The organism is Bifidobacterium castoris, from assembly GCF_003952025.1.
Lineage (GTDB): Bacteria > Actinomycetota > Actinomycetes > Actinomycetales > Bifidobacteriaceae > Bifidobacterium > Bifidobacterium castoris.
In genome coordinates this window covers 1-12,004 of sequence record NZ_QXGI01000008.1, presented here as the reverse complement: position 1 = coordinate 12,004, position 12,004 = coordinate 1, and the positions used below count along the sequence as shown (strand labels likewise).

10 protein-coding genes, 1 tRNA gene and 1 pseudogene are annotated in these 12,004 nt (G+C 63.6%); all 12 read right to left on the bottom strand.

Annotated features, from left to right (window positions below):
- Nucleotides 1-54: 54 nt before the first annotated feature.
- The 12 genes and pseudogenes from D2E22_RS08290 to D2E22_RS08235 all read right to left on the bottom strand — a co-directional run bounded on the left by D2E22_RS08290 (nt 55) and on the right by D2E22_RS08235 (nt 11,812).
- Complete coding sequence (locus D2E22_RS08290) at nt 55-837, bottom strand: PucR family transcriptional regulator (protein WP_126032629.1); 783 nt, start codon at nt 835-837, stop codon at nt 55-57.
- Between the two features lie 719 nt (nt 838-1,556).
- Nucleotides 1,557-2,246 carry a 50S ribosomal protein L1 gene (gene rplA / locus D2E22_RS08285; RefSeq protein ID WP_095613542.1) on the bottom strand — a complete coding sequence of 230 codons (690 nt, stop codon included), beginning with the start codon at nt 2,244-2,246 and terminating at the stop codon, nt 1,557-1,559.
- Between the two features lie 14 nt (nt 2,247-2,260).
- On the bottom strand, nt 2,261-2,692 hold the full coding sequence (gene rplK, locus D2E22_RS08280) for a 50S ribosomal protein L11 (protein ID WP_126032628.1): 432 nt from the start codon (nt 2,690-2,692) through the stop codon (nt 2,261-2,263).
- 430 nt (nt 2,693-3,122) lie between these two features.
- On the bottom strand, nt 3,123-4,049 hold the full coding sequence (nusG, locus tag D2E22_RS08275; RefSeq protein WP_126032627.1) for a transcription termination/antitermination protein NusG: 927 nt from the start codon (nt 4,047-4,049) through the stop codon (nt 3,123-3,125).
- 117 nt (nt 4,050-4,166) lie between these two features.
- Nucleotides 4,167-4,397 (bottom strand): preprotein translocase subunit SecE, encoded by a 231-nt coding sequence (secE, locus tag D2E22_RS08270; protein ID WP_095613544.1) that lies wholly within the window; start codon nt 4,395-4,397, stop codon nt 4,167-4,169.
- Nucleotides 4,398-4,441: 44 nt separating this feature from the next.
- Nucleotides 4,442-4,514 (bottom strand) — tRNA-Trp (locus D2E22_RS08265).
- Between the two features lie 512 nt (nt 4,515-5,026).
- Nucleotides 5,027-6,244 (bottom strand): pyridoxal phosphate-dependent aminotransferase, encoded by a 1,218-nt coding sequence (locus tag D2E22_RS08260; protein WP_126032626.1) that lies wholly within the window; start codon nt 6,242-6,244, stop codon nt 5,027-5,029.
- A 677-nt stretch (nt 6,245-6,921) separates the two neighbouring features.
- Entirely contained in the window at nt 6,922-8,055 is a 1,134-nt protein-coding gene (proB, locus tag D2E22_RS08255; RefSeq protein ID WP_126032724.1) for a glutamate 5-kinase, read from the bottom strand.
- A 236-nt stretch (nt 8,056-8,291) separates the two neighbouring features.
- The gene (gene obgE, locus D2E22_RS08250; protein WP_126032625.1) at nt 8,292-10,007 is read right to left on the bottom strand and encodes a GTPase ObgE; all 1,716 of its coding nucleotides are present in this window, start codon (nt 10,005-10,007) and stop codon (nt 8,292-8,294) included.
- Nucleotides 10,008-10,194: 187 nt separating this feature from the next.
- Nucleotides 10,195-11,007, bottom strand: a pseudogene (locus D2E22_RS08245) (HipA domain-containing protein); the annotation flags it as partial.
- 18 nt (nt 11,008-11,025) lie between these two features.
- Entirely contained in the window at nt 11,026-11,529 is a 504-nt protein-coding gene (locus D2E22_RS08240) for a HipA N-terminal domain-containing protein (protein WP_164518481.1), read from the bottom strand.
- A 10-nt stretch (nt 11,530-11,539) separates the two neighbouring features.
- Nucleotides 11,540-11,812: a hypothetical protein gene (locus D2E22_RS08235; protein WP_126032623.1), complete on the bottom strand. Its 273-nt coding sequence runs from the start codon at nt 11,810-11,812 to the stop codon at nt 11,540-11,542.
- Nucleotides 11,813-12,004: the final 192 nt, after the last annotated feature.

Genomic DNA, 12,004 nt, shown 5'->3' with positions numbered 1-12,004 from the left:
GAACAGCGTACCCATGCGCATTCGGGTACGCGCCAATCCCGCGCTCCATCGCGGTCAGCGATCGCGTATTCTGCCGATGGCGATTGCCGTATTGAGTACGAAGGCGTCACGCGGATCGGTGGCGTCCCAGCCCGTCGTCTCCGCTGCACGTTTGAGCCGGTAACGGACCGTGTTCGGATGGATGTTGAGTTCCTTCGCCGTCGTCTCCAGCGATCCGCCGTGCCGCAGGAACGTGGACACCGTCACGAAGGTCGGATCATCCTCGTTGCTGCCGTGCAGCACCTGGTAGACGTTACGGTACAGTTCCTCGCGCGCCATATCGTCGCCGATGAGCGCGCGTTCCGGCAGCAGATCGTCCGCACGCAACGGCCGCGCCGGTTCGATGATCGAGGGTGCGGCCTGCAGCGAAAACAGCGTTTCACGTATGGCATGGCTTGCGCCTTCAACGCCTTCCCGCATCGGGCTGATGTACACTGCGGAGTCATCGCTGAACGCCGACAGCATATTCGTGCATGCGATGCCCGGCGACACGGCCGCCTGCACACGTGCGCATACGATGACGAAGGTGCCGTAGACGCCGATGAGCGGCGACACGCCTCCGAGATCAGTGATGACCTGTCCGGTCTTCGTCACCGTCGACGCCATGCTTTCCGCTGGCTCCCCTCCCACGGCGAAACATTCGAATTGGCCGCGCCATCCGATGACGTTAAGCAACGATGTGACACGTTCGTCACGCAGTCCGCTGATCAGGCATTCGAACGCAAGCGCCCGGATCGTACCGTCATCCGTGCGTCCCGCCAATAGTTCCAGGATATCCGCGTGTTCGTCGCCCAACATGACCCCGATTCTACCTTCCGCCCCTTCCACACCGCCATTTCGTCTCTCCATCATCACGATTCGCACATGTATACGCATCCCGCTCCATCACACTACTCCGCAGCGTCCTGCAGCGTGCATCCATACGCACTACATCCTGCCACCGCGGCCCCCAGCGTCTCATCCGACGCACCCATACGCACCACGTGGCACAACACCACCCCGCAGCGTCCCACCCAGCGCCCCATACGCATTCCGTCCCCACCGCTGCCGCCCCAACGTCCCGCAACGCGCACGCATACGCGCCCCATCCCGCCACGGCGTCCATCAGCGTCTCATCCGACGCACCCATACGCACCAGGTGACGCCGCACAGCCAGCCAGCGTCCTACAGCGCGCACCCATACGCACCACGCACCGGCCCATGGCCTCTCCTCGTCACGTTTTGCGCCTGCGTACGCCTTATGGTCCGCCACACCGCCCTTTGGTGTCCCACAACGCGTACCCATACGCTCTATGCACCGCAACGCTGATCCTCAGCGTCCCACTTTGCGCATGCATCCGTTGCTGCACGCGTCACCCAACTACCCTTCAGCGTCCCACGCAGCGTACGCGCACGCCCCGGCGCCCCGCACCCCCGCTTACGGAAAATCCCCGCCGGGCGCAAAAGCCCAGCGGGGATGACATATCAATCAGTCGTAATCAGCCGACCGACGTGAAACCGAATCAGCGAGAGCCGAATCAGATCGAAGCCGGATCGACCGGAACGCCCGGATCCATCGTCGCGGTGATGGTCGCCTTGGTGATGTAGCGGCCCTTGACGGTGGACGGCTTGAGACGCTTGACTTCGTCGGCGATCGCGCGGAAGTTCTCGTCGAGCGCTTCAGCGGTGAACGAAAGCTTGCCGAAGAGGAAGCTCAGGTTGCCGTTCTTGTCGACGCGGAAGTCGACCTTGCCGCCCTTGATGTCCTTGACGGCCTTCGTGACGTCCATGGTCACGGTGCCGGTCTTCGGGTTCGGCATGAGGCCACGCGGACCGAGCACGCGGCCGAGGCGGCCGACCTTGCCCATCATGTCCGGCGTCGCGACGACGGAGTCGAAGTCGAGGAAGCCGTTGGCAACCTGCTCGACGAGATCGTCGTCACCGACGATGTCCGCGCCGGCCTCGAGCGCCTCGGTGGCCTTCGGGCCGCGGGCGAACACGAGGACCTTGGCGGTCTTACCGGTGCCGTTCGGCAGGTTGACGGAGCCGCGGACGAGCTGATCGGCCTTGCGCGGGTCAACGTTGAGGCGCAGCACGGCTTCGACGGTCTGGTCGAAGTTGTACGACGGCATGCTCTTGAGCAGAGCAATGGCCTCTTCCGGCGTGTACAGGTTGTTGCGATCGATGCGCTCGGCCGCTTCGCGATACTTCTTGGAGTGCTTAGCCATCTGTCCCTCTCCTCTCAGTCCGTCACCGTGATGCCCATCGAGCGCGCGGTGCCCTCGATGATCTTCATTGCGGCTTCGATGTCACGAGCGGAAAGATCGGCCATCTTCGTCTCCGCGATTTCACGGACCTGATCCTTGGTGACCGAGCCGACCTTCGTCGTCAGCGGATTGTCGGTGCCCTTCTGCACGCCGGCAGCCTTCTTGAGCAGCGCGGCCGCCGGCGGGGTCTTGAGGATGAAGTCGAAGGAGCGATCCTCGTAGACGGTGATCTCAACAGGGATGATCTGGCCCATCTTGTCCTGCGTCTGCGCGTTGTACGCCTTGCAGAAGTCCATGATGTTCACGCCATGGGAACCCAGAGCCGGGCCCAGCGGCGGTGCCGGATTGGCCTTGCCTGCCTCAATCTGGAGCTTGATCAGCGCCGAGACTTTCTTCTTAGGAGCCATAAGTTGGTTCTTCTTTCTGTGAAGCGGTAAAACGGCGTGTTTCCGCGCCTTCCGCAACGTTTTCTTGCTGTACTGTGCCAGCGGGCGCACTAACATGCACCCTCCAGTCACAACTTTTCCATTATGCCGTGATGCAACGACATCACGATGCAACGATGCATCCGCATCACGGCGTGCCAACCCGTCCTGCCACATCGTGACGGCGACCGGCGTCGCGCCCCGTTACGTGTCCGACAGCTTCCATAGCCAGACGAATCCGAACCGACGTCAAGAAAGTGCCCCCTCCCCGCCCGAGATATCCCGTCCGATCCCATGTCGCACCCATCTGCACCCGCCGACGCACCCGCCTGCATGGCAGGCAGCACGCGTCATAACGAACAACGCGCAGCCGTCCGAGGACGAGCTGCGCGTTGTTTGCCGATTATGATGCTCAGACGAGCTTCTCCACCTGGTCGAAGCCGAGCTCGACCGGCGTGTCGCGTCCGAAGATCGACACGAGCACGGTGAGCTTCTGCGTCGACGGTTCGACTTCGGAGACGACGGCGGACATCGTCGCGAACGGGCCGTCGGTGACGGTGACCTGATCGCCCACGGCGTACGAGACCTCCATGACGCGCTTCTTCGCGGCGGCCGGCTTGTCGCCCGCCTCCTTGAGCGCCTGCGCCGCGATCATCGGCGCCATCATCTGCACGACTTCCTTGCGGCTCAGCGGCGCCGGCTCACGGGTCGGGCCGACGAATCCGGTCACGCCTTCCGTCTCGCGCACGATGCGGCGCGCATCCTCGTCCGGCCACATGCGGATGAGCACGTATCCCGGCACACGCACACGCGTGACGACCTTCTTGCCCTTTTCGGTGTGCTTTTCGACTTCCTCCATCGGCACTTCCACCTGGAAGATCGTGTCTTCGAGTCCGAAGCTGGCCACACGCGATTCGAGGTTGCTCTTGACGCGCTTCTCGTATCCCGAATACGTGTGCAGCACGTACCACTTGCCGTCGAGCGTACGCAGGTTCTTCGAGAACTCCTTGACCGCCTTCGCACCGGCGTCCTCTTCCTCGGCTTCCTCTTCCGCCTCCGCCGCCGGACCATCGTCGTTCGCGTCGGCGTCCGCAGTGCCGCTCGATTTCGCGTCCGAGTTGGCGTCCGCCTGCTCGTCGATGCTTTCTTCGATGCTCACGGTCGCAGCCATGTCGGCGTTCTCGGCCGACGTCTGTTCCGCGGCCTCCACGGAGTCGTACGCGATGCCTTCCGCGACATCCTCGCTCGGCGACGCGGCGGCGACGGCGTCAATCTCCTCCGTCTGTGACTGATCCTGATCAGCCTGATTGAGGTCATCGAGATTCACTTCGTCACTCATGCATGTCCTTTGTGCTGGGGGTTGATTTCAACGATTGAATGTACCAGAAAACGATTATAGCTGGGGTTCCCCCCAGCTATAATCTCAACGTTTGCGCCCGTTTTCGCCTTGGCCGAATCAGCCGAAGATCAGGAAGGCGAGCTTGCCAAGTCCGGTGTCCATCAGCGTGACGAGGATCATCAGCAGCACGACGAAGATGAACGACGCGAGCGACCAGTAGAACAGCTGCTTCCTCGTCGGCGTCACGACCTTGCGCAGCTCATCGATGATCTGCTTGATGAACAGGCCGATGCGCATGAACACATTCGGTTTCACGACTAGTTCGCCATGATCGGTCTTCTTGGCCATGTTCCCTCCTGAAAGGCATTCGATGAACTTACTCGTTGTCTTTGCAGGGAAGGCGGGACTCGAACCCACAACCTACGGTTTTGGAGACCGTTGCGCTACCAATTGCGCCACTTCCCTAGGTTGATTCTGCGTCCGCCGTTTCCGGCCTTCGCAAAACCGCCAAGTTGAAATAGTAACGTATCCGTCCGACGATGTCCAATCCCGTGTGTTTCCTTCACATTCCGCCCACGTTTCCCCGACGCCCCGTCCGGTCTCGCCCGGCTTCGCCAGTCCTCGCCAAGCTTCCCACCGGTCGTCCAGCCTTGTCTCCATCGGCCGCGGCAGTTCCGTCCCACCCCATCGACACCGTCGACGACCCCGCCCGCAAACTACCCCATTTCCGTCCCGTCCCGTCAATCCCACCGACGAAACCACCCGCACCCCAGCCGTTTTCCGTCCCGTCCCATCGACCCCACCGACGAGCCGACCCGCAAGCCCGTCCCGTGGCGCCCCATCCACGCTTCCACCTACCGCGCGCCGCCCCATATAACAGCAAAAGCGGCGGCCACGCATCTGCGCAACCGCCGCCATGCCGCTCACCGCGAACCACCGGCACCACCGGATCCGCCGCGAGCGCTGCTATCGCACCCTCAGACGCGTTTCGCCTCGGCCCATTCCTTGAACCGGCGCATGCCTTCCACGATCTGATCGTCCGCCACCGCGTACGAGAACCGCATGTATCCCGGCGCGCCGAAAGCCTCGCCGGGCACGGCCGCCACATGGGCTTCGTCGAGCAGCGCCGCAGCCAGGTCCGACGAGGTCTCGAACTCGAGCCCGTTCGGTCCGACCGGCCTGTTCAGCAGTCCGCGAACGTCGGCGAATGCGTAGAACGCGCCTTCCGGCGTCGGGCAGTACACGCCCTCGATGTCGTTGAGCGCGGACACGATGATGCCGCGGCGCTTGTCGAAGGCCTCACGCATCCGCGCGACCGCGTCGAGCGGCCCGGCGACGGCCGCGAGCGCCGCGCGCTGCGCGATGTTGTTGACGTTCGACGTCATGTGTCCCTGCAATTTCGCCGCGGCCTTCGCCACCGGCTCCGGCGCGACCATCCAGCCGACGCGCCATCCGGGCATCGCGTACGTCTTCGCCACGCCGTCGAGCACGATCAGCTGGTCGCGCACTTCCGGCACGACCGCGCCGACGTACGTCGTCCTCACGCCGTCGTAGGTGAGGTGTTCGTAGATTTCGTCGCTCACAACCCAGATGCCGTGCTCGACCGCCCACTGGCCGATGCCGCGGATCGTCTCCTCGCTCCACACGGCGCCGGTCGGGTTGTTCGGCGACGTGATGATGACCGCTTTCGTGCGTTCGGTGCGCGCCGCCTCGAGGTCCGCGACGTTCGGCTCGAAGTTCACGTCCGCGCCCGCGAACACTTCGACCGGCTTGCCGCCTGCGAGTTTGACGGCCTCGGGGTAGCTCGTCCAGTACGGCGTCGGGATGATGACTTCGTCGCCGTCGTCGAGCAGCAGCTGGAAGGTTTCATACACGGCCTGCTTGCCGCCGTTCGTCACGACGACCTGTTCCGGCTTCACCTCGTAGCCGCTGTCGCGCAACGTCTTGTCGGCGATGGCCGCGCGCAGCTCCGGCAGACCGGCCGTCGGCGTGTACTTGTAGTTCTTCGGATCGACGACGGCTTCTGCGGCGACCGCCACGATGTCCTGCGGCGTCGCGAAGTTGGGTTCGCCCGCACCGAAGCCGATGACGTCGACGCCCTGCGCCTTCATCGCCTTGGCTTTGGAGTCCACTGCGAGCGTGGCGCTTGGCGCGACACGGTTGATTCGTTCGGAGAGAGAAAGGGAGTTGCTCATGACCTCCATGCTATCCCTTCACATTGTCATCACAGCCGTATGTCGGCCTTCCCGATTCACCATCCGGACTCCCCTCCCGATTCCCGCCGATTTCCGTCCCGATCCATCGTCCTCGTCGACTATTCCATCCCCAAATCCCCCGATTCCGTCTCGTCGAGCACCCCGACGATCTCACCCGGCAACAGCCCGATTCCCGTCCCGACTCATCGATCCCGCCGACGAACCGCCCCGCAACACAGGCTGATTCCGTTCCAATCCATCGACCCCAACGACGAACACGCCCACTACGGCCCAGATCGTCGAACCAGCCGATGGAACCGTCCACCGCGACCCAATCCATCGACCACGCCGATGAGCTGACCTGCAACACAGGCTGATTCCATCCCACTTCATCGACTGCGCCGACGGACCGTCCCGCAAACAGCCAGGTTTACGACCCAATCCGTCGACCACCTCGACGAACCGACCCGCGAACAACCCTGTTTCCGACCCGACCCATCGCAGTCTCCGACGGAGCAGGACGCAAAAAGGCCGTTTCGGGAGAAACCCGCAACGGCCGTCGCTGCTGCGTCCTAGCACACAATCCGTCCCAGCTACTGTCCTCGTTACCATCCGCCCTATCCCGGGCCCGCACTCGACTCGTCCGCGTAACCCGGCAGCCCCGACCCCGTTCCGCGCTACACGAGCACGAGGTTGTCGCGATGCACGAGCGGATGCGCGTATTCGTCTCCAAGCAGACGGCGCAGCTGCGCCGTGTTGCGGCCGAGCATGTCCGGCACCTCCTCGGAATCGTAGGCGACGAGTCCGCGCGCCAGATGATTGCCCGCTTCGTCGTCGATCCACACCGCATCGCCGGCCGCGAAATCCCCGCGCGTCTCAAGCACGCCCGCGGCGAGCAGACTCGCCCGTCCCGCGCGCACCGCCGCGGCCGCACCCGCATCCGCGACAAGCGTGCCCTGCGGATGCGACGCGAACTTGATCCACAGCCGCTTCGCCGAACCGCGCTGTTTGACCGGCGCGAACGCAGTGCCGACGCTGTCGCCCATCAGCGCGGGCCCGGCGTTCGACGCGCAGGTCATGACGGCCGGGATGCCGGAGACCGCCGCCATCCGCGCCGCCTCGAGTTTCGTGACCATGCCGCCGGTGCCGACACCCGACCCGGTGCCCCCGACGCGGATCTCTTCGATCATCGCCGTCACGTTCGGCACGAACGAGATCCTGCGCGAGCCCGGCTCCTTCGGCGGCGCCGTGTAGAGCGCGTCGACGTCGGTGAGCAGGACGAGCGCGTCGGCGCACACCATGTTCGCGATGAGCGCGCTCAGGCGATCGTTGTCGCCGAAGCGGATCTCGTTGCTCGCGAGCGCGTCGTTCTCGTTGACGATCGGCACGACGCCGAGTTCGAGCATCGTCGCCATCGTGCGCCGCGCGCTGCGGTACTGCTGCGGCTGCATCGTGTCGCCGGCGGTGATGAGCAGCTGCCCGACGCGCACGCCGTAGCGTCCGAACGCGGTCTCGTACTGCGCCATCAGCAATCCCTGACCGACTGACGCGCACGCCTGCTGCGTCGCCACGTCGGTCGGACGCGACGCGAATCCGAGCGGTCCGAAGCCCGCCGCGATCGCGCCCGACGAGACGAGGACGACGTTGGCTCCGGCGAGCCGCGCGTTCGCCAACGCGCCGGCCAACGCCTCGAGTTTGCCGACGTCGAGATGCCCGGACGGCTGCGTCAGCGAGCTCGATCCGACCTTGACGACGATCGTCTGTGCCGCCGCGATCGCGCGCCGCGTCTCCTGCGCCGTCCACGTACCGATCCCGGATCGCACGCCGACGACCGCCGACGACTCATCCACGACCGATTCGCCCGCAGCCGGCTCAGTCTCCGACCCGTCCGTCACATCCGCAGCCGACTCCGCGCCGACAGCCGACTTCACACCGACCGCCGAATCGCCCGCAGCCGATTCCGCCGACTCGTCCGCAGCCGATTCCTTCCGCAGCCGACCTTCATCTCCAAGCTGACCGGCCTGACCGACCAGACCGTCGCCGCCCGTCACGCTTCGTCTCCCTGCGCTCCAGCGTCATCCGCATCGTCCTCGTACTCCTCCGGTTCACCGCGGCCGAACAGCGACGTCTCGTCGTGCCGGTCGTCGTCGATCGACGGATCCGCCCAATGCCCCGCCTCGCGTTCGGCCTGCATCGCCGCGCGTACGGCGGCGCGCGCGTCCATCATCTCGTGGTACTGCCGGCGGCGTTCCGAATTCGTCCGGCGCCGCGCACGCGTGTCCTCCTCCTCGAGGCGAAGGTCGTGGCCGCGCGTGCCGAGCTGCGCGCCGTCGAGCATCTCCGCACCGGCCGCGATCGTCGGATCCCAATCGAAGGCGACGGCGCGCGCGCCGCGTCCGATGCGCACTTCATCTCCCGGCTTGGCGCCGTTCTTCCTGAGCGCATCCTCGACGCCGAGTTTCGCGAGCCGGTCCGCGAGGTAGCCGACGGCCTCGTCGTTGTCGAAGTTCGTCTGCACGACCCAGCGTTCCGGCTTCGTGCCGGTGACCGTGTACCAGTAGTTGCCGTTGCCGTCCTGCTCGCGTTCGATCGTGAACTCCTGCACGTCGCCGTTGCGTCCGTTGCGGCGGCGCGTCCCCGCCTCCTCGAGCGGCTTGATGACGACGCGCTCCTCCTCGGCGCTGGCTTCGCGCGCGGCGACGTCCTTGCGCATCTCGGTGACGAGGTTCGCGAGCGCGAAGTTGAGTTCCTTGAGTCCTTCGTGCGACGCCGTCGACACGATGTACACCGGCAGGTCCATCTTTTCGAATTCCGGCTTGACGAACTCGGCGAGTTCCTTCGCCTCCGGCATATCGACCTTGTTGAGGATGATGACGCGCGGACGTTCGGGGATCGGGATCGCCCCGAGCGGCAGTTCGAGTTCGTCGGCGTATTCGGCGAGTTCCTTTTCGAGCGCGCGGTAGTCGGCGACCGGATCGCGGTTCGGCTCGAGCGTCGCGCAATCAATCACATGCGCGATGATCTCGGTGCGTTCGATGTGCCTCAGGAACTGCAGTCCGAGTCCCTTGCCCTGCGACGCGCCCGGGATGAGGCCCGGGACGTCGGCGATCGTGTACCGCATGTCGCCGGCTTGCACGACGCCGAGGTTCGGCACGAGCGTCGTGAACGGATAGTCGGCGATCTTCGGTTTCGCCGCCGACATCGCCGCGATGAGCGACGATTTGCCCGCAGACGGGAAGCCGACGAGCGCCACGTCGGCGATCGATTTGAGCTCGAGGATGACGTCGCGTTCCTCGCCGGGTTCGCCGAGAAGCGCGAATCCCGGCGCGCGCCGCGTCTTGTTGGCGAGCGCCGCGTTGCCGAGGCCGCCCGCGCCGCCGGCCGCCGCGACGAATTCGTCGCCGGCGTGCCGCAGATCCGCGAGCACTTCGCCCGGCCGCTTCGGCTGCCCTTCCGCTCCGCGCGCGGTGAATACGACGGTGCCGACGGGCACCGGCAGCCGCAGATCCGCTCCCTGCGAGCCGTCCTTCGTGTCGCCGAGTCCCATCGTCCCGCTTTCGGCGTTGCGATGCGGCATGAACCGATAGTCCAGCAGCGAATTCGCGTTCGGGTCGGCCACGAAGATGACCGACCCGCCGCGTCCGCCGTTGCCGCCGTTCGGCCCGGCCAGCGGCTTGTACTTCTCCCTGCGGATGCCCGCCGACCCGTTGCCGCCGTCTCCGCCCTTCACATGCACTGTCACTCGATCTACAAAGTCACTCATAGCCGACCATTCTATCCAACCGCCTCTATCCACCCCGTCCCCATCCATCTGCCGCTCTCGTCGTCCACCATCACTCCCGCTTCCCTGAACTCCCCTTCCCCATTGCCCCGTCACCTCCCGCCATGGCACTCCGCTCGTAACCACACCCAAATACTGCCATCACAGCCGGCGCAACGGCACTTTTGCATTACTCCACGTCGAACCAGCTTCGCACTTCTTCACACTTCGCTTCCAGGCCGGCTTGTATCGCCCGAATCACCTGTATTCGTTCGATGGCAACGGGATCATCGGAACCGTAGAAAAGAAGCGCTTTAAGCACTTCTTCACTGGCCACTTCGGCAAACGCCTGCGGCAGTCGCTGCGCATAGTCACGCAGACCGTCGACAATCCGGCCTTCATCACCACTATCTCCACAAAGTCGGGCAAACTTCCGCCATGCCCTCAACTCAGCAAAGCACCAATGATACTCATCCCCGATCTTCATCGCCATCTTCAGTTTTCTAGCGCCATGAATATAGCCATCATACGGATACATCGACGCTATGTCATAGAGCGGAGCCAACATTGGTCGTCGATCTCCCCGTTCAAGCACTGCGTAGTTCTTGGCGTGTGCATCAGTCCCGCACAACAGATAATTCACCATCAGCGCCGAGTAGAACAAATCCACACTCGACTCCGCGAATCCGTTGTCGCGCATGAACTTCACTATGCTCACCGCGCCGGGACCACCATCGCTTTGGTACTTATCAGCGCTCATGACCCCCATCGCCTGACATAGATCCTCTTGATGAATTCTATGCACCTTCAGTGGTCGATTACTTCCCGCGGGTTCTTCCACGACATCGCGGTCCCAGCGACGACTGACAATGGCACTCACACCACCGAAATCCATGTATGACGAGATCGATGCCGGCAAACCCAAACAATCGACCGCACGCATGCAGAGATACTCATTGAACGCCTGACCCTGCAACCGCGAGATACCCGGCTTGATTATGTGCGTAGTCGCGGCCGCTTCTCACGCCTCGTACCATTGTTTTCGACCATCGGCATATGCGAGCGCAATCTTCTCCTGCGAGCCATTCAACGACCACCGTTCGCCGTTCGTCTGCCACGCATAAGCGACTGCTCCTCCTGTCCCACTCAATCGTTCGCCGATTTCCTGTGCATCGAGGCCCCACACCTCCGGCAGCGGCAGCCCCGCGAGCTGTTCCTCCGTGATGAACTGCACCGCCCCGCCGCAATCCATGCCGACCACGGACAACAGCGCGAATGGATTACGCGGGCTCACTCCATACAAGTTTCCGATTCGAGTACGCACGTCCATGGAATCCGGCAACAACCCATCGATATACGCCTCCACAGGCCGACCTGACCACGCTTCGCCACGCACCGGCATTGAGAGCGAAAGCGGCGTGCCATGCCCCATGTCCGCATCATATTGGAACATGTGCCGGCCATGGTCATCCTCCGCGAGCACTCCGATATGCTGCCCATCGAGCAGAACATGTAGTTCCTTCATATTCCCTTCCTCATTGTTGACTGCCGCTTTGGCTGTCATCGGATTCGTGCTGGGCTTCAGAAGTCTTCGCCGTCGCCGGAATCGTCACTTGTGTGATTTGCCTTACCGCTTCGGACAGGCTTTCATCATGACGGGCGATGTCAAGCTTCAGGCTCTCCGCAAGGCGTTCCATCGAAGCACCTAACGCGTTATCAGCGAGCTGCGTCTGCATCCATTGATCTACACGCTTACGCATTTTCTCCAACTGAGCATCGTCAATCCCCGGAATCTTCTTCAACGACACCGCTTCCCTCAACGACTCCACCCCCGCAGAAGAAGGGCCTCCAGAACCCGCAAAGCGACTTAATCGGCTCTTCCCTTTTTAGTGTGTAAGGATGTCTTTGATTCTTCCGGAGTGGATGAGGCTTCGTTGGCGGTAGTGTTCGAAGTTGTCGAATCCCATGGCGATGCCGCGCAGGGTCTCGAGGCGGCCGTT